Origin of the sequence: Bradyrhizobium sp. 21, assembly GCF_023073335.1 — a bacterium.
In the GTDB taxonomy this organism is placed as follows: Bacteria; Pseudomonadota; Alphaproteobacteria; order Rhizobiales; family Xanthobacteraceae; genus Bradyrhizobium.
In genome coordinates this window covers 277266-294365 of the sequence record NZ_JADPJG010000006.1, presented here as the reverse complement: position 1 = coordinate 294365, position 17100 = coordinate 277266, and the positions used below count along the sequence as shown (strand labels likewise).

17 protein-coding genes are annotated in these 17100 nt (G+C 64.4%); 14 read left to right on the top strand and 3 right to left on the bottom strand.

The window, feature by feature from the left end:
* Positions 1–9 precede the first annotated feature (9 nt).
* The gene (locus tag IVB31_RS11155; protein WP_247321754.1) at positions 10–591 is read left to right on the top strand and encodes a peroxiredoxin; all 582 of its coding nucleotides are present in this window, start codon (positions 10–12) and stop codon (positions 589–591) included.
* A 123-nt stretch (positions 592–714) separates the two neighbouring features.
* Here the strand turns inward: IVB31_RS11155 and IVB31_RS11150 are convergent, their stop codons facing one another.
* Entirely contained in the window at positions 715–1389 is a 675-nt protein-coding gene (locus IVB31_RS11150; RefSeq protein WP_247321752.1) for a uracil-DNA glycosylase, read from the bottom strand.
* The gene (locus IVB31_RS11145) at positions 1370–2017 is read right to left on the bottom strand and encodes an NYN domain-containing protein (RefSeq protein ID WP_247321744.1); all 648 of its coding nucleotides are present in this window, start codon (positions 2015–2017) and stop codon (positions 1370–1372) included. Before IVB31_RS11145 ends, IVB31_RS11150 begins: the two co-directional genes overlap by 20 nt.
* Before the next feature lie 329 nt (positions 2018–2346).
* Between IVB31_RS11145 and rpoZ the strand changes: the two genes are divergently transcribed.
* The 8 genes from rpoZ to IVB31_RS11105 all read left to right on the top strand — a co-directional run bounded on the left by rpoZ (position 2347) and on the right by IVB31_RS11105 (position 9668).
* Positions 2347–2739: a DNA-directed RNA polymerase subunit omega gene (rpoZ, locus tag IVB31_RS11140; protein ID WP_007603391.1), complete on the top strand. Its 393-nt coding sequence runs from the start codon at positions 2347–2349 to the stop codon at positions 2737–2739.
* 208 nt (positions 2740–2947) lie between these two features.
* Entirely contained in the window at positions 2948–5233 is a 2286-nt protein-coding gene (locus IVB31_RS11135; RefSeq protein WP_247321743.1) for a bifunctional (p)ppGpp synthetase/guanosine-3',5'-bis(diphosphate) 3'-pyrophosphohydrolase, read from the top strand.
* Between the two features lie 45 nt (positions 5234–5278).
* Entirely contained in the window at positions 5279–6031 is a 753-nt protein-coding gene (locus IVB31_RS11130) for a pyridoxine 5'-phosphate synthase (protein ID WP_247321742.1), read from the top strand.
* Complete coding sequence (acpS, locus tag IVB31_RS11125; protein WP_247321741.1) at positions 6028–6447, top strand: holo-ACP synthase; 420 nt, start codon at positions 6028–6030, stop codon at positions 6445–6447. The genes IVB31_RS11130 and acpS overlap by 4 nt, the downstream gene beginning before the upstream one ends.
* Before the next feature lie 245 nt (positions 6448–6692).
* Positions 6693–7457: a signal peptidase I gene (lepB, locus tag IVB31_RS11120; RefSeq protein ID WP_247321740.1), complete on the top strand. Its 765-nt coding sequence runs from the start codon at positions 6693–6695 to the stop codon at positions 7455–7457.
* Entirely contained in the window at positions 7454–8350 is an 897-nt protein-coding gene (gene rnc, locus IVB31_RS11115) for a ribonuclease III (RefSeq protein WP_247321739.1), read from the top strand. The genes lepB and rnc overlap by 4 nt, the downstream gene beginning before the upstream one ends.
* A complete protein-coding gene (gene era / locus IVB31_RS11110; RefSeq protein ID WP_247321738.1) occupies positions 8340–9266 on the top strand; it encodes a GTPase Era in 927 nt (308 codons plus the stop codon). The genes rnc and era overlap by 11 nt, the downstream gene beginning before the upstream one ends.
* Before the next feature lie 21 nt (positions 9267–9287).
* Positions 9288–9668 (top strand): hypothetical protein, encoded by a 381-nt coding sequence (locus tag IVB31_RS11105; protein WP_247321736.1) that lies wholly within the window; start codon positions 9288–9290, stop codon positions 9666–9668.
* A 59-nt stretch (positions 9669–9727) separates the two neighbouring features.
* On the opposite strand, the gene IVB31_RS11100 is transcribed toward IVB31_RS11105, so the two are convergent.
* Positions 9728–10042, bottom strand: a complete 315-nt coding sequence (locus IVB31_RS11100; RefSeq protein ID WP_247321734.1) for a hypothetical protein — start codon at positions 10040–10042, stop codon at positions 9728–9730.
* 57 nt (positions 10043–10099) lie between these two features.
* Between IVB31_RS11100 and recO the strand changes: the two genes are divergently transcribed.
* From recO to IVB31_RS11075, 5 genes are all read left to right on the top strand, one after another.
* Positions 10100–10852, top strand: a complete 753-nt coding sequence (gene recO, locus IVB31_RS11095; RefSeq protein ID WP_247321733.1) for a DNA repair protein RecO — start codon at positions 10100–10102, stop codon at positions 10850–10852.
* 102 nt (positions 10853–10954) lie between these two features.
* Complete coding sequence (locus IVB31_RS11090) at positions 10955–11233, top strand: hypothetical protein (protein WP_247321732.1); 279 nt, start codon at positions 10955–10957, stop codon at positions 11231–11233.
* Between the two features lie 69 nt (positions 11234–11302).
* Positions 11303–13561: a DNA topoisomerase IV subunit A gene (gene parC, locus IVB31_RS11085; protein ID WP_247321731.1), complete on the top strand. Its 2259-nt coding sequence runs from the start codon at positions 11303–11305 to the stop codon at positions 13559–13561.
* A 407-nt stretch (positions 13562–13968) separates the two neighbouring features.
* The gene (locus tag IVB31_RS11080) at positions 13969–15519 is read left to right on the top strand and encodes an ABC transporter substrate-binding protein (RefSeq protein WP_247321730.1); all 1551 of its coding nucleotides are present in this window, start codon (positions 13969–13971) and stop codon (positions 15517–15519) included.
* 4 nt (positions 15520–15523) lie between these two features.
* Positions 15524–17068 carry a GMC family oxidoreductase N-terminal domain-containing protein gene (locus IVB31_RS11075; protein ID WP_247321729.1) on the top strand — a complete coding sequence of 515 codons (1545 nt, stop codon included), beginning with the start codon at positions 15524–15526 and terminating at the stop codon, positions 17066–17068.
* Positions 17069–17100 lie beyond the last annotated feature (32 nt).

The window sequence follows — 17100 nt, the reverse complement described above, 5'->3', positions numbered from 1 at the left end:
GATAGCGAGATGAATCAGAAAAACCTGCTCGAGGTCGATTGGAGCAAGATTCCCGCACCCGCCGACGACGGCGGCGCCGCGCACCTCAAGGGCATCACGCTGCCTGCGATCAGCCTGCTCGCGACCGACGATACGTCAGTGAAGCTGTCGGCGCTGTCCGGGCGCACGGTCGTGTTCGCCTATCCGCGCACCGGCGAGCCCGGCAAGATTTCGCTGGTCGACGATTGGGACATGATTCCGGGGGCGCGCGGTTGCACGCCGCAGACCTGTGCGTTTCGCGATCTGTTCGCCGAGCTCAAGGCGGCGGGCGCCTCGCAGGTGTTCGGTCTCTCGACCCAGAGCAACGAATACCAGACCGAGATGGCCTCGCGGCTGCATCTGCCGTTCCCGGTGCTCTCGGACGAAAAGCTGGCGCTCACGCGCGCCCTGAATTTGCCGACCATGGAGGTCGCAGGCCTGACCCTGATCAAGCGCCTCGCGCTGATCGTCGACGACGCGCGCATCACGCACGTGTTCTACCCGGTGTTCCCACCCGACCGGAACGCCGGCGACGTGCTGGACTGGCTGAAGGCAAATCCTGCCACAAACTAGAGCATGATCCGGAAAAGGTGCAGCGGTTTTCCGTCGCGACAAACGCGGAACGCGTTTGCGCGGAGATCATGCTCAAACAATAACCTAAAGCGCGATGACGATTCATCCTGATCTCATCGCGCTTTAGTCGAGGTCGGCCTTCACCTGCGCGAACACGGAGCGGAACATGTCCGGCGTCAGCACGCGGGTGTTCGTGTTGTAGCGCGAGCAGTGATAGCTGTCATAGAGCCTGAACGCGCCGGCCTGGTGCACCGCGCCATGGCCGAAGGGGGCTTGCGAGCCTTTCAGATTTAGCGGCTTGAGCACGGTGTCGTGCGCAATCCGTCCGAGCGCGACGATCGCGCGCAGGTTCGGCATCGTCGCGAGATTCGCCGCGAGAAACTGGCGGCAGGTGTTGATCTCGACCGGCAGCGGCTTGTTCTGCGGCGGCACGCAATGCACCGCATTGGCGATCCGGCAGTCGACCAGCTTCATTCCGTCGTCGGGACGTGCCTGATATTGGCCCTTGGCGAAGCCGTATTCGAGCAGTGTGGCGTAGAGCAGGTCGCCGGCATAGTCGCCGGTGAAGGGACGGCCGGTGCGGTTGGCGCCCTGCATCCCCGGCGCAAGGCCGACGATCAGCAGGCGCGCCTTGATGTCGCCGAAAGGCGCAACCGGTGCATTGTGCCACAATGGCTCGCGCGCGCGGTTCGCCTCGCGAAAGGCGACCAGGCGCGGGCAGAGCGGACAGTCACGGTCGGGGACGAGGCTGAGAGGCTGGCGGCTTGACCGGGCCGCCTCACTCCTCGAAGTCGTCATCGCCCCTCGCCGGCGCCATCGTCGTTGCGCGCTGGAGGAACTGCGGGGCGTGGTGGCGCGCCTCGCGGTCGCCGCGGTCACGCGGGGCGGGGCGTTCGGACGGATCGCGGCCGAGCTTGGACTGCAGCTCGACGAGGTCGGTGAAGACGTCGGCCTGGCGGCGCAGCTCGTCGGCGATCATCGGCGGCTGGCTCGCGATCGTGGAAATCACGGTGACCCGCACGCCGCGGCGCTGAACGGCCTCGACCAGGGAGCGGAAGTCGCCGTCACCCGAGAACAGCACCATCTGGTCGATGTGCTCGGCGAGCTCCATGGCGTTCACGGCGAGCTCGATGTCCATGTTGCCCTTGACCTTGCGGCGGCCGGAGGCGTCGATGAATTCCTTCGTCGCTTTGGTGACGACGGTGTAGCCGTTGTAGTCGAGCCAGTCGATCAGGGGGCGGATCGAGGAATACTCCTGATCCTCGATGATCGCGGTGTAGTAGAACGCCCGCGTCAGGGTCCCGCGACTCTGAAATTCCTTCAGCAGGCGCTTGTAATCGATGTCGAAGCCGAGAGTTTTCGCCGTCGCGTAGAGATTGGCTCCATCGATGAAGAGCGCGATCTTGTCGGAAGAGGAAGGTGACATTCAGTTTGCTCGCGTAGTGTTTGTGATTGATCGTTTATTGTTGGCGCGGCGACAGCAAGCCGCGCAGTTCTAAAGTCCCGCCGAAACCCGTCGAAACCGCAAATCCGGAGAAGTCGGGGCAATCAAGGTATAGTTATGACGGACTTGTACACATGCGGTGCCGCCCTCAATGGCAGCCCCGGAAACCACCCATCCCAGCCCCAATGTGGGGGTAGCAGAGCCGTTTGGCGAGGCCAAATCACAAATTGGCCTTGCGAAACCGTCCCAGCCCCTATAACTAGCCTCAATCATCCACATATTTCGTCCCACCCACAACGGAGCGACAGTCCATGGCTCGCGTCACCGTAGAAGATTGTATCGACAAGGTCGACAACCGGTTTGACCTGGTCCTGCTGGCCGCCCACCGGGCCCGCATGATTTCGTCAGGTTCACAACTAACGGTTGACCGCGATAACGACAAGAACCCTGTTGTGTCTTTGCGTGAAATTGCTGAGACGACCATTTCGCCGGAGGACCTTCGCGAGGAGCTGGTGCACTCGCTGCAGAAGTTCGTCGAGGTCGACGAGCCGGAGCCGGACACTGTGCCGCTGATCGGTTCCGCGGGTGCGAGCGTGGATGCGGACGATACCGAAGTTGCCGTTGAGCGTATGACGGAAGAAGAGCTCCTGAAGGGTCTCGAAGGCCTCGCGCCCCCCGAGGAGCAGCCCGAGGAGGACGAATAAATCGTCCCGTCGCGATCGTCGACTTCTTGTGATCTCATCAAAGGCCCGAACCGTTGTTCGGGCCTTTGCTTTTGTTGGCGTTTTCGTGGTTACCATAGCGTTGTCGTTTCGCGCCTGGTCCTGTCACTGAATTGATCGGACACGCGCGCGATCGGAGCTAAGATGTATACAACGGGCTGTCTCGTGGTCCGTTTGAAGGCAGGACGGCATGGTATATCGACGCCGCACACCAACGCAGATGCAGGCCGCAACCGAATCGGTTGCCGTGGCCCCGACTGCGCCGGTGGCACGCCCGGCGAAGCCGCGCGCCCGCATGATGCGTCAGTATGACCTCGTCGAGCGCGTCAGGTCCTACAATCCCAACACCAACGAAGACCTGCTGAACCGCGCCTATGTCTACGCCATGAAGGCGCACGGCTCGCAGACCCGCGCCTCGGGCGATCCGTATTTCTCGCACCCGCTCGAAGTGGCGGCAATTCTCACCGACCTGAAGCTCGACGACGCCACCATCGTGGCCGCGCTGCTGCACGACACGATCGAGGACACCGAATCGACGCGGGCCGAGATCGACCAGATCTTCGGGCCCGAGATCGGCGCGCTGGTCGAGGGCCTGACCAAGCTGAAGCGGCTGGAGCTGGTGTCGCGGGAGGCCAAGCAGGCCGAGAACCTGCGCAAATTGTTGCTGGCCATTGCCGACGACGTCCGTGTGCTTCTGGTGAAGCTCGCCGACCGCCTGCACAACATGCGCACGCTGGACTTCGTGCCGCCGGAATCGCGCCGGCGCATCGCCGAGGAGACGCTCGATATCTATGCGCCGCTGGCCGGACGCATGGGCATGCAGGAGATGCGCGAGGAGCTGGAGGATCTGTCCTTCCGCACCCTCGATCCCGAGGCCTATTCGGTGGTGATGCAGCGGCTCGATGCGCTCGCCGAGCGCAACCGCAATCTGATCGGCGAAATCGAGGATCAGCTCTCCAACAATCTGCGCCACCGGGGCCTGGGGGCGCGGGTCTATGGCCGCCGCAAGAAGCCATTCTCGATCTGGACCAAGATGGAGCGCAAGTCGGTCGGCTTCGAGCAATTGTCCGACATCTTCGGCTTCCGCGTCGTCGTCAACGACATCGAGTCCTGCTACCGCGCGCTCGGCATCGTCCACACCACCTGGCCGGTCGTGCCGGGACGCTTCAAGGACTACATCTCGACGCCGAAGCAGAACGACTACCGCTCGATCCACACCACGGTGATCGGTCCGGGCAACCAGCGCGTCGAGCTCCAGATCCGCACCGAAGCGATGGACCAGATCGCCGAGCGCGGCATCGCCGCGCACGTCTTCTATAAGGAAGGCGTGGGCTCGCCGACCGAATTCCTGAAGCGCGAGTCCAACGCGTTTGCCTGGCTGCGCCACACCATCGGCATCCTCTCCGAGAGTGCGAACCCGGAGGAATTCCTCGAGCATACCAAGCTCGAGCTGTTCCACGACCAGGTGTTCTGCTTCACCCCGAAGGGCAAGCTGATCGCGCTGCCGCGCCATGCCAACGTGATCGACTTCGCCTATGCCGTGCATACCGACGTCGGCAACAGCGCGGTGGGCTGCAAGATCAACGGCCAGTTTGCCCCACTGTCCTCGGAGCTTCAGAACGGCGACGAGGTCGAGGTGCTGACCTCGGAAGCGCAATCGGCACCGCCTTCGGCCTGGGAGACGCTCGCGGTCACCGGCAAGGCGCGCGCCGCCATCCGTCGCGCGACGCGCACCGCCGTGCGCGATCAATATGCCGGTCTCGGCCGGCGTATCGTCGAGCGCCTGTTCGAGCGCGCCAAGATCGAGTACGCCGACGACAAGCTCAAGGGCGCGCTGCCGCGGCTCGCGCGCACCTCGATCGAGGACGTCATGGCGGCGGTCGGCCGCGGCGAGATCAAGGCCTCCCACGTCGCGCGCGCGATGTATCCCGACTACAAGGAGGAGCGCATCGCGCGCTACGGCATCAAAAAGGGGCTTGCCGGCAAGCTCAAGGAGAAGTCGTCGGAACCGCCGCGCAGCCCGGTCGCGATCCCGATCCGCGGCATCAATTCCGACCTGCCGGTGAAGTTCGCGCCGAACGGCGGTGCCGTGCCAGGCGATCGCATCGTCGGCATCGTCACGCCGGGCGAGGGCATCACGATCTACCCGATCCAGGCGCCGGCCCTGAAGGATTTCGAGGAAGAGCCGGAGCGCTGGCTCGACGTGCGCTGGGACATCGAGGACTCCGCGCCGCAGCGCTTCCCGGCCCGTATCAGGGTCGAGAACGTCAATGAGCCCGGCGCGCTCGCGCAGATTGCGACCGTGATCGCCGAGCACGACGGCAACATCGACAACATCAGCATGCAGCGCCGCTCGCCTGATTTCACGGAGACGACGATCGATCTCGAAGTCTACGATCTCAAGCATCTGAGCGCGATCCTGGCCCAGCTGCGCGCCAAGGCCGTCGTCGCCCGCGTCGAACGTGTTAATGGATAGGCGCCTGTCGTATGGGTCTGTCTCCCTGATCTCGTGAGTCCTGAAATGCCCGCTTCTCCGCTCCGCCTCGGCGTCAATGTCGATCACGTTGCAACCGTCCGTAACGCCCGCGGCGGCCGCCATCCCGACCCGGTGCGCGCCGCGTTGCTGGCGATCGAGGCCGGCGCCGACGGCATCACCGCTCACTTGCGCGAGGATCGCCGGCACATCCGCGACGAGGACATGGCGCGGCTGAAGGCCGAGATCTCCAAGCCGCTCAATTTCGAGATGGCGGCGACCGACGACATGATGCGCATCTCGCTCGCCACCAGGCCGCATGCGGTGTGCCTCGTGCCGGAGCGGCGTCAGGAGGTGACGACCGAAGGCGGGCTCGACGTGGTCGGCCAGCACAATGCGCTGGCGCCGTATATCGCGCGGCTGAACGATGCCGGCATCCGGGTGTCGCTGTTCATCGCCGCCGACCCTGCCCAGATCGAGATGGCGGCGCGGCTGCGCGCGCCCGTGATCGAGATCCATACCGGCGCCTGGTGCGACGCCGTCGTCGACGGCCATGCCGACAAGGCCGAGGCCGAGTGGCGGCGGATCGTGGCGGGCGTGAAGCTGGCGAAGGCGGCGGGACTGGAAGTTCACGCCGGGCACGGGCTCGACTATGCGACGGCGGAGACGATCGCAGGCTTGCCGGAGATCATGGAGCTCAACATCGGCTACTACATGATCGGCGAAGCGCTGTTCGTCGGTCTCGCCGAGACGGTGCGCAGCATGCGCGCGGCGATGGACCGCGGCCGGAGCCGGGCATGATCATCGGCATCGGCTCCGATCTGATCGACATCACCCGCGTGGCCAAGGTGATCGAGCGCCATGGCGAGCGCTTCCTCGATCGCATCTTCACCACGGCCGAGCGGGCCAAGGCGGAGCGGCGCGCCAAGAACGAGAAGATGGTGGTTGCGACCTACGCCAAGCGCTTCGCCGCCAAGGAGGCCTGCTCCAAGGCGCTCGGCACGGGCATAAGACGCGGCGTGTGGTGGCGCGACATGGGGGTGGTCAACCTGCCGGGGGGGCGGCCAACCATGCAATTGACGGGCGGGGCGCTGGCCCGGCTCCAGGCCCTGACCCCGGAGGGGTTCGAGGCGCAGATCGACCTCTCGATCACCGATGACTGGCCATTGGCACAGGCCTTCGTCATCATTTCCGCCGTGCCGCGGGCCAAACCCTGACCGATCTCTGATTATTTTATAATTCTTGTTAAAAATCAAATGCTTATGCAGTTTTGATGCGTTCCTTGATTGCGTGGCCTCCGACAACCGTCTAAAAGTCCGCGGACGCAAATCAGCTTGGGCGAATTCGGCTTTACGCCGGAATTGGCCCTCATTATCAGAATCAGGACAATCTCCTTGGGCCGCGAACCCGCTGTTCGCGGGAGGGGGGCGCGCCGTGACTGCCGGCCGGAATTGAGAGAGCAATGAGCGTGACTTCAGGAACGAAAACTGAGAGCGGCGTCGGCGAGACGATCCGGGTCGTGATCCACGCTCTCCTGATCGCGCTGGTGATCCGCACCTTCCTGTTCCAGCCGTTCAACATCCCGTCCGGCTCGATGAAGGCGACGCTGCTGGTCGGCGACTATCTGTTCGTCTCGAAATATTCCTACGGCTATAGCCACTACTCGATCCCGTTCTCGCCGCCACTGTTCTCGGGGCGGATCTGGGCCTCGGACCCGAACCGCGGCGACATCGCCGTATTCCGCCTGCCGAAGGACGACTCCACCGATTACATCAAGCGGGTGATCGGGCTTCCGGGCGACCGCATCCAGATGCGTGACGGGCTGCTCTACATCAACGACACGCCGGTCGAGCGGCAGCGGATGAGCGAATTTGTCGGCGAGGACCCCTGCGGCTCCGAAGGCAGCGGCGTCTCCCGGGTGAAGCGCTGGAAGGAAACGCTGCCGAACGGCGTGTCCTATGAGACGCTGGACTGCGCCGACAACGGCTACGTGGACAACACCAACGTCTACACCGTGCCGACCGGCCACTTCTTCATGATGGGCGATAACCGCGACAATTCCACCGACAGCCGCTTCCTCGGCCAGGTCGGCTACGTGCCGCAGGAGAACTTGATCGGGCGCGCCCAGATGATCTTCTTCTCGATCGCCGAAGGCGAGCATGCCTGGATGTTCTGGCGCTGGCCGTGGGCGGTGCGCTGGAATCGTTTCTTCAAAATTGTCCGATGAAAGACGAAGCCAAGGACATCGCGGCCCAACCGACCGAGGCGCAAGCGGGCCCCGACGGCGAAGCTGCGACCAAGACCCTTGAGACCAAGACCCTTGAGACCAAGACCCTTGAGACCAAGGCCCTTGAGACCAAGGCCCTTGAGGTCAAGCCGCCTGCGAAGAAGAAGCGGGTGCGGAGCAGCAAGGCCAAGGGCACGGATGCGAACGCGGCGCTCGAGGCGCGCATCGGCCACAGCTTTGCCGATCCGAACCTCTTGATGCAGGGAATCACGCATGTCTCGGCGCTGAAGTCCGGGCGCAAGCGCGGCGACAGCTATCAGAGGCTGGAATTCCTGGGCGACCACGTGCTCGGGCTCGTCGTCTCCGACATGCTCTATCACGCCTTCCCGAACGCCGACGAAGGCGAGCTGTCCAAGCGACTTGCCGAACTGGTGCGCAAGGAGAGCTGCGCCGATGTCGCCAAGTCGCTCGGTCTGCTCGACGACATCAAGCTCGGCTCGGTCGGCCCCAGCGCCGACGCGCGCCTGCGCAAGAGTGTGCTCGGCGACATCTGCGAGGCCGTGATCGGCGCCGTCTTCCTCGACGGCGGCTACGCGGCGGCGTCCGAATTCGTCAAGCGCAACTGGACCGAGCGCATGCACAAGCCGCGGCGTCCCTTGCGCGATCCCAAGACCGTTCTGCAGGAATGGGCCCAAGGCAAGGGACTGCCGACGCCGGTCTACCGCGAGGTCGAGCGCACCGGCCCGCATCACGATCCGCAATTCCGCGTCGCGGTGGATTTGCCTGGATTGGCGCCGGCCGAAGGTATCGGCGGCAGCAAGCGCGCGGCAGAGAAAGTAGCAGCATCAGTGATGATCGAACGGGAAGGCGTTGGCGGCGGCAATGACGGCTGAAACAAGCGGCGAGGCGCCCACGGCTACGCGCTGCGGCTTCGTTGCGCTCATCGGCGCGCCGAATGTCGGCAAGTCTACGCTGGTCAATGCGCTGGTCGGCGCCAAGGTCACGATCGTCTCGCGCAAGGTGCAGACCACGCGGGCGCTGATCCGCGGCATCGTCATCGAGAACAACGCGCAGATCATCCTGGTCGACACGCCCGGCATCTTCCTGCCCAAGCGCCGGCTCGACCGCGCCATGGTCTCGACCGCCTGGAGCGGGGCGCATGACGCCGATCTCGTCTGCGTGCTGCTCGACGCCAAGGCCGGCATCGACGAGGAGGCCGAGGCGATCCTCACCAAGGTCGCCAGCGTCAAGCACGAGAAGATTTTGGTCATCAACAAGGTCGATTTGGTCCAGCGCGAGAAGCTGCTGGCGCTGGCGCAGGCCGCCAACGAGCGCATGGCCTTCGCACAGACCTTCATGATCGCGGCGATCTCCGGCGACGGCGTCGACGACCTCAGGCATACACTGGCCGAGATCGTGCCGCCGGGTCCGTTCCTCTATCCCGAGGACCAGATGTCGGACGCGCCGATGCGGCAGCTTGCGGCCGAGATCACGCGCGAGAAGATCTTTCGCAAGCTGCACCAGGAATTGCCCTACCAGTCCACGGTCGAGACCGAGAAGTGGGAGGAGCGCAAGGACAAGTCGGTGCGCATCGAGCAGACCATCTTCGTCGAGCGCGAAAGCCAGCGCAAGATCGTGCTTGGCGCGGGCGGCGCCACCATCAAGTCGATCGGCGCGGATTCGCGCAAGGAACTCGCCGAGATCATCGGCGTGCCGGTGCATCTGTTCCTGTTCGTCAAGGTGCGCGAGAACTGGGGCGACGATCCCGATCGCTATCGCGAGATGGGCCTGGAATTTCCCAAAGAATAACCAAGAAAAGATCGGTCAGCGATGAGCGTACCCAGCCACGTCCGGCGCTTCGAAGCGCTGCTCTATGCATCGTTGATGCTGGATGCCCTGTCGGTCGCGGTGCAGGACCGCACGCCCAATGCCGAGATGACCGAGCAGATGATCATGACGGGGGCGCTGCTCGCCGGCGGCATGATCCTGCTGCTGGTCTATTTCGTCTGGCTCGCCGCGCACTGGCGCAAGAACTGGCCGCGCTGGGTTCTGGCGGCGGCGCTCGTGCTGTCGGTGATCTCGCTCGGCCAGATCATCGGCGAGAAGGGCATTGAGCTCGACAGCGCCATCGAGATCGTCTCCTGCGTGCTGACGGCGATGGGCCTGTATTTTTCCTTCAGCGGCGACGCGCAGGGCTGGTTCAACGCTTGACGGTGCGTAGGGTGGATTAGATTAGCGAAGCCACCATTTTTACGGTGACATGCGATTGGCTACGATTGGTAGGCGTGGACAATGATCACCGCGCTCACGATGACGGCCCAGATGACGAAGCCCGCAATGACGCCGAGTGCCGGAGACAGGATCACCTTGCCTTCGCCGGGCCGCTTTACCTGCAAGAGGCCCGTCCAGCCAATGCGGGTCCGACGTTCCGGAAATTCGACGGTGACCTTCCCGAGCGTGGCCGCGAACAACAAAGCGAGCGCTGTGAACCAGAAAACGGCCGGCAAGGCATCGAAGATTGCCCACCAGAGCAGCCAGACTACCAACTCGAGAGTTGAGACAATCAAACCGGCAATGACGTCCATTATAATCCAGGGTGTCTCGATCTTCTGCGTCAAGGCATAGAGCGCTATATGTAGCATATGGAATGGACCGACGAAGGCATCGTGCTGGGCGTGCGGCGGCATGGCGAGAGTAGCGCCATCGTCGAGCTGTTGACCCGCGCGCACGGCCGCCATCTCGGTCTCGTCCGCGGCGGCGCCGGCTCGCGGATGCGGCCGCTGCTGCAGCCGGGCAACAGCGTCAGCGCGGTGTGGCGGGCACGGCTCGACGAACATCTCGGCACCTACGCCATCGAGGGGCTCAAGCTGCGGGCGGCGACGCTGCTGACATCCTCTCACGGCGTGTACGGCATCACCCATCTGGCCTCGGTTGCCCGGCTCCTTCCCGAACGCGATCCGCACGAGGGCATTTTTGCGCTGCTCGAACATTCGCTCGACGATTTCGACGACATCGGCAGCGCCGCCGTGCACGTGATCCATTTCGAGCTGGCGATGCTGGCCGAGCTCGGTTTCGGGCTGGCGCTGGAGAATTGCGCGGTCACCGGCGAGACCACGGACCTGATCTATGTCTCGCCGAAATCCGGCGGCGCGGTGTCGCGCGGCGCCGGCGAGCCATGGCGCGACCGCCTGCTGCGCCTGCCCCAGTTCCTGCGCCAGCGCGAGGTGCAGGGCGACCTCACCGATGAGGATCTCCAGGACGGCTTTCGGCTCACCGGGCTGTTCCTGCTGCGTCACGTGCTGGAGCCGCGCGGGCAGGGGCATTCCGATGCGCGCGCCGGGTTCATTAACGCGCTCACGCGGCAGCAGAACAGGGTGGCTCTCCCTCCGCCATGAACCGACCGGCCACCGCCCGGCTGATCCACAGAGAGCTTCTGCGGAACAAAAGTCGGTGTAGCGGAATTGGCCTCCCAGGTTCCACAACGGGGGACAGCCTAAATGTTGATCAAGGGATTTGCCTTGTCCGCGGCGCTGCTCGCGTTTGCGCCTGATGCCATGGCCGGTGAGCCGCAACCCGGGGTGTTTCGCCGGGCATCCTGCACCGTCGTCCGGTACTATGTGGCGAAATATTCTGCTGCCGCCGCAGAGACATGGGCGAGGTCCAAGGGGGCAACGGAGGCGGAGATCGAGGCAGCCCGCCACTGCCTGGCCAATGCTCCGGTGACCGCGCAGACCAAGACCCAGCAGACTGTGACAGCCGGCTGGGCAGGCCAGTAGGCCAGTAGGCCGCCCACAGGGAACCAATCGATCCTTGCCCGATTCGCTTCCACGGTTTAACCGGGCGGCATGGGAAAACGATTGATTCCGCCGGAGGAACCGGCCGAAATTCACGAAGTGCCGCTGCGCGAGGCGCTCGAAGAGCGCTATCTCGCCTACGCGCTCTCCACCATCATGCATCGCGCGCTGCCGGACGCGCGCGACGGCCTGAAGCCGGTGCACCGGCGCATCCTCTACGGCATGCGCCTGCTTCGGCTCGACCCCGGCACCAGCTTCAAGAAATCCGCAAAAATCGTCGGCGACGTGATGGGCTCGTTCCATCCGCACGGCGACCAGGCAATCTATGACGCTATGGTGCGCCTGGCGCAGGATTTCTCCTCGCGCTACCCGCTGGTCGACGGCCAGGGCAATTTTGGCAATATCGACGGCGATAATCCCGCCGCCTACCGCTACACCGAAGCGCGCATGACCGATGTCGCGCGGCTTCTGCTCGAGGGCATCGACGAGGACGGGGTCGAATTCCGTCCCAATTACGACGGCCAGTCGAAGGAGCCGGTCGTGCTGCCCGGCGGATTCCCGAACCTGCTCGCCAACGGTGCGCAAGGCATTGCGGTCGGCATGGCGACCTCGATCCCGCCGCACAACGCCGCCGAGCTTTGCGACGCCGCACTGCATCTGATCGAGAAGCCCGACGCGAAATCCAGGGCGCTCATGAAGTGGGTCAAGGGGCCCGATTTCCCAACCGGCGGCATCTGCGTCGATTCCAAGCAGGCGATCGCTGAGGCCTACACCACCGGCCGCGGCTCGTTCCGCGTCCGCTCCCGATGGGAGCAGGAAGAGGGCGCACGCGGCACCTGGGTCGTGGTCGTCACCGAGATCCCCTTTCTGGTGCAGAAGTCGCGCCTGATCGAGAAAATCGCCGAGCTGCTGGATCAGAAGAAACTGCCGCTGGTCGGTGACATCAGGGACGAGTCGGCCGAAGACGTCCGTATCGTGATCGAGCCGAAGTCGAAGAACGTCGATCCGGCGCTGATGATGGAATCGCTGTTCCGGCTCACCGAGCTCGAAAACAAGATTCCGCTGAACCTCAACGTCCTGATCAAGGGCCGCGTCCCCAAGGTGGTGGGGCTCGCGGAGTGCCTGCGCGAATGGCTCGACCATTTGCGCGACGTCCTGATCCGCCGCAGCAATTACCGCAAGACGCAGATCGAGAACCGGCTCGAGGTGCTCGGCGGCTATCTGATCGCCTTCCTCAATATCGACGAGGTGATCCGGATCATCCGCACCGAAGACGAACCGAAGCCGGTTCTGATGAAGGCATTCAAGCTGACCGAGGTGCAGGCCGAGGCCATCCTCGACATGCGGCTGCGACGCTTGCGCAAGCTCGAAGAGATGGAAATCCGCACCGAGGACAAGAACCTTCGCAGCGAGCTCAAGGGCATCAACGCGATCCTCGCGTCCGAACCGGAGCAGTGGAAGAAGGTCGGCGAGCAGGTCGGCAAGGTCCGCGACATGTTCGGACCCAAGACGCCGCTCGGCAAGCGCCGCACCACCTTTGCGGATGCGCCCGAGCATGATCTGGCCGCCATGGAGGAGGCCTTGGTCGAGCGCGAGCCCGTGACCGTCGTCGTCTCCGACAAGGGCTGGATCCGCACCATGAAGGGCCATGTCGAGGATCTCTCGGGCCTGACCTTCAAGCAGGACGACAAGCTCGGTCTCGCCTTCTTTGCGGAGACGACCTCGAAGCTGCTGTTGTTCGCCACCAACGGCAAGTTCTATTCGCTCGACGTCGCAAAACTTCCGGGCGGTCGCGGCCATGGCGAGCCGATCCGCCTGTTCATCGACCTCGAGCAGGAGGCCGCTCCCGTCGCGCTGTTCGTCAACAAGGGCGGACGCAAATTCCTGGTCGCGAGCCACGAGGGCCAGGGCTTTGTCGTCAACGAGGACGATTGCGTCGGCACCACCAAGAAGGGCAAGCAGGTCCTCAACGTCGACATGCCGAACGAGGCGCGCACGGTCACCGAGGTGCTCGGCGACACCGTCGCGGTCATCGGCGAGAACCGCAAGATGCTGCTTTTCCCGCTCGACCAGGTGCAGGAGATGCCGCGTGGCCGTGGTGCGCGCCTGCAGAAATACAAGGACGGCGGGCTTTCCGACGTCGCCGTGTTCGACGCCAAGGCGGGCCTGACCTGGAAGGACTCCGCTGGCCGCGAATTCTCTGCGACCATGAAGGAACTCGCCGAGTGGCGCGGCAACCGCGGTGACGCCGGCCGTCTGCCGCCGAAGGGTTTCCCGAAGTCGAACAAGTTCGGACGGGTGATCCGGTAGGGCAGTCTCGTGTCCCGGACGCGCTGCAACGCTCTTCGCGTTGCTGCGCAGAGCCGGGACCCACGCCCCACGGATGGCTTGGAAACCTGGGCCCCGGCTCAGCAGCGCACCGCTGAAGTAGCGCTGCACTGCGTCCGGGGCACGAGAGCGGGTGTAGCGCACATCTGCCTCCCCACCGTCATTGCGAGCGGAACGAAGCAATCCAGAGTCTTCCTGCGGCGGCAGTCTGGATTGCTTCGCTCCGCTCGCAATGACGGGATGCGATAGCGTCGCTCTCCAACTCAAAGTGTGCACCCCGCAAACGCGCGGCAGATAGTCGTGAGCGCATACGTTGTCCGGCCGTATGGGCACGAACATTGCTTTTTTCTGGCGAGTGCAAAGACGCGTCAAAAGGCAAAAACACACCCATGTCCAAACTGAAGACTCTCATTCCGGCGCTGCTCGGGCTCGCGCTGGTTGTGGCGCCGGCGCATGCGGCGGGCAATCTCGTCGCGGTGCTGGAGGCGGAGATTGTCACGCTCGATCCGCATTTCTCCACGGCCTATATTTCGCGCACGTTCGGCTACATGGTCTTCGACACGCTGTTTGCGAAGGATTCCAAGGGCGAGATCAAGCCGCAGATGGTGCAGGACTGGAAAGTCTCGGCCGATGGCCTGACCTACAGTTTCACGCTGCGCGACGGTTTGAAGTGGCATGACGGCCAACCGGTCACGGCCGCCGATTGCGTCGCCTCGCTGCGCCGCTGGGGCACCCGCAGCGCGCTCGGCCGCCGCATCTTCGCGATCACGGCCTCGCTCGAGCCGACCGACGCAAAAACCTTCGTGCTGACGCTGAAGGAGCCGTCCGGTCTCGTCATCGACGCGCTCGCAAATCCCGTCAGCCCCGTCGCCTTCATGATGCCGGAGCGTATTGCCAAGACGCCGGGCGACCAGCGCATCACCGAGATCGTCGGCTCCGGCCCGTTCGTCTACAGCAAGGCCGATCACCGCACCGGCGACCGCATGATCCTGAAGAAATTCGCCGACTATGTGCCTCGGGCCGAGCCGGCCGACTTCCTCGCCGGCGGCAAGCGCGTCAATGTCGATACGCTCGAGATCCGCGTGATCCCCGATGGTTCGACCGCCGCTTCCGCGCTACAGGCCGGCGAGATCGACTTTATGCAATACGCGCCGTTCGATCTGCTGCCGACAATGGAGAAGAACGCCCGCGTCAAGCTCGTCAATTTCACCGGCGGCAACATGTTCGCGGGCGCCTATCGCCTCAACGCCGCATCGAAACCGTTCGACGATCCCGCCATCCGGCGCGTGCTGTGGAAGCTGGTCGATCAGCGCGAGGTGCTGGATGCGCTCGGCCTCGACGCCAAATACGCCGCTCCTTGCGCGACCTACTTCACCTGCGGCACCACTTATGACAGCAAGGCCGGGACCGAGGCCGCCGCCAAGCCGTCGATCGAGGCGGCGAAGGCCGCGCTGAAGGCAACGAAATATGCCGGCGAGCCTGTCGTCGTGATGGAGGCCAACGATCTCGAAGCCCCGCGCGTCTCGGCGCAGGTGCTGGCCGAACGCCTGAAGCAGGCGGGGTTCAACGTCGATCTCCAGGTGATGGACTGGGCGAGCGTGCTGGCGCGCCGCGCCAAGAAGGAGGGTTGGAGCGTCTATGGCGTTCACGCCGGCGGTTTCGATCTCGGCTCGCCGCTGACCAATGTCATGGTCGCCTTCAATTGCGCCGACTTCACCGGCTGGCAATGCGACGCACGCATCACGCCGCTGATGGAGGCTTTCGCCAAGGCGCCGGCCGAGGAGGATCGCAAGAAGATCGCAGGCGAGATCCAGACCGTCATGTACGATCAGGCGCCCGCGATCCCGTGGGGCCAGTTCGCCCAGCCGGCCGCCTATCGCACCGGCTTGCGCGGTCTGATACCGTCCGCCATCCCGGTTTTCTGGAACGTTGAGAAGTAACGCGATGTACGATGTCATTGTTGTCGGCGGCGGCTCAGCCGGCGCGGCTGTTGCAGCACGGCTCTCGGAAGACTCGGCACGGCGCGTCCTGCTGCTCGAAGCGGGTCTGGACTGGCGCGCCGACGAGGCGCCCTGGGAAGTGATGACGCCAAATCCGATTCCCATCATCCACAAGCGCGAGTACCAGGAAAAATGGCAGTGGCCTGATCTTCTGACGCGCCGGGTGGCGGGGCAGGAGCCGCGCTTCTACTGGCGTGGCAAGGGGCTCGGCGGCTCATCGATGATGAACGGCCAGATCGCCATCCGCGGCGTCGCCGATGCGTTCGACGAATGGGCCGCCAATGGCTGCACCGGCTGGTCGGCCAGGGATGTGATGCCGTTGTTCTCGGTGATCGAGGACGATTTTGAGTTCGGCGATGCCGCAGGCCACGGCCGCGGCGGACCGTTGCCGGTCTATCGCGCGCCGCCGGAAAAATGGGGTCCGATCGATCGCGGCTTGCGCGATGCGGCGCTGGCGAGCGGCTATTCCTGGTGCGCTGACGTCAATGGGCCTGATGGCGAGGGGGTGGCTTGTTACCCGATCAACAGCCGCAACAGCCGCCGCATCACCACCAATGAAGGTTATCTGGAGCCTGCGCGCAGCCGTGCCAATCTGGAGATTCGCGGGCATGCGCTGGTCGATCGCGTGCTGATCAGCGACGGCCGGGCGACCGGCCTTCGTGTTCACATCGAGGGGCAGGGCACCCACGAGATCAGCGCGCGCCAGATCGTGCTTTGCGCCGGCGCCATCCACAGTCCGGCGATCCTGCTGCGGTCCGGCATCGGGCCGGCCGATGAGTTGCAGGCGATGGGGATCGCGGTCGAGCGCGACCTGCCGGTCGGCCGGCATTTCTTCGACCACCCGCTGTTTCGTGCCACCATCCAGCTCCAGGAAAAGCTGCGGCCGACCGACCCGGATACCCGCCACACCAATTGCTGCGTGACCTATTCCTCGGGTCTCGCCGACGGCGGCAAGCGCGACATGATCCTGATCGCCTTCAACCATCGCGGTATCGGCGTCCCCGGAGCGATCGGCGCCGGGCTGTTCAACGCGTTTTCGCGTGGCTCGCTTAAATTGGCCTCGGCCGACCCCGCGATTGATCCGGTCGTCGAAGAGAACATGCTGGCCGATCCCCGCGACATGCTGCGCATGATGGATGCGGTGAGACGGCTCGCCGTCATCACCTCCCAGCCGGCGCTATCGGGCATCGCCGACTGGATCCGGCTCACCGACACCGATCTCACGTTGCCGCAGGCTGCAGCGCTGCCGGATCATGAGCTCGATGCGCTGCTGCGCCGTGACACCGGCGACATCCAGCATGCCGCCGGGAGCTGCCGCATGAGCGGTGCTGGGGATGCCAATGGCGTGGTCAACCCTGACGGCACGGTGAAGGGCATCGCCGGCCTGCGCGTCGCCGATGCCTCGATCATGCCGTCCGACTGTCGCGCCAACACCCACTTCACGACGGTGGTGATCGGGGAAGCGATCGCGCGGATGATGATGCGGTAGTTTCCACAATGGTGTCATGCCCCGGCTCGACC

Bases quoted from the DNA above. Each gene is read 5' to 3' on its own strand.
- IVB31_RS11155 (WP_247321754.1), top strand. From the start codon at position 10: ATGAATCAGAAAAACCTGCTCGAGGTCGATTGGAGCAAGATTCCCGCA.
- IVB31_RS11150 (WP_247321752.1), bottom strand. From the start codon at position 1,389: ATGACGACTTCGAGGAGTGAGGCGGCCCGGTCAAGCCGCCAGCCTCTC.
- IVB31_RS11145 (WP_247321744.1), bottom strand. From the start codon at position 2,017: ATGTCACCTTCCTCTTCCGACAAGATCGCGCTCTTCATCGATGGAGCC.
- rpoZ (WP_007603391.1), top strand. From the start codon at position 2,347: ATGGCTCGCGTCACCGTAGAAGATTGTATCGACAAGGTCGACAACCGG.
- IVB31_RS11135 (WP_247321743.1), top strand. From the start codon at position 2,948: ATGGTATATCGACGCCGCACACCAACGCAGATGCAGGCCGCAACCGAA.
- IVB31_RS11130 (WP_247321742.1), top strand. From the start codon at position 5,279: ATGCCCGCTTCTCCGCTCCGCCTCGGCGTCAATGTCGATCACGTTGCA.
- acpS (WP_247321741.1), top strand. From the start codon at position 6,028: ATGATCATCGGCATCGGCTCCGATCTGATCGACATCACCCGCGTGGCC.
- lepB (WP_247321740.1), top strand. From the start codon at position 6,693: ATGAGCGTGACTTCAGGAACGAAAACTGAGAGCGGCGTCGGCGAGACG.
- rnc (WP_247321739.1), top strand. From the start codon at position 7,454: ATGAAAGACGAAGCCAAGGACATCGCGGCCCAACCGACCGAGGCGCAA.
- era (WP_247321738.1), top strand. From the start codon at position 8,340: ATGACGGCTGAAACAAGCGGCGAGGCGCCCACGGCTACGCGCTGCGGC.
- IVB31_RS11105 (WP_247321736.1), top strand. From the start codon at position 9,288: ATGAGCGTACCCAGCCACGTCCGGCGCTTCGAAGCGCTGCTCTATGCA.
- IVB31_RS11100 (WP_247321734.1), bottom strand. From the start codon at position 10,042: ATGGACGTCATTGCCGGTTTGATTGTCTCAACTCTCGAGTTGGTAGTC.
- recO (WP_247321733.1), top strand. From the start codon at position 10,100: ATGGAATGGACCGACGAAGGCATCGTGCTGGGCGTGCGGCGGCATGGC.
- IVB31_RS11090 (WP_247321732.1), top strand. From the start codon at position 10,955: ATGTTGATCAAGGGATTTGCCTTGTCCGCGGCGCTGCTCGCGTTTGCG.
- parC (WP_247321731.1), top strand. From the start codon at position 11,303: ATGGGAAAACGATTGATTCCGCCGGAGGAACCGGCCGAAATTCACGAA.
- IVB31_RS11080 (WP_247321730.1), top strand. From the start codon at position 13,969: ATGTCCAAACTGAAGACTCTCATTCCGGCGCTGCTCGGGCTCGCGCTG.
- IVB31_RS11075 (WP_247321729.1), top strand. From the start codon at position 15,524: ATGTACGATGTCATTGTTGTCGGCGGCGGCTCAGCCGGCGCGGCTGTT.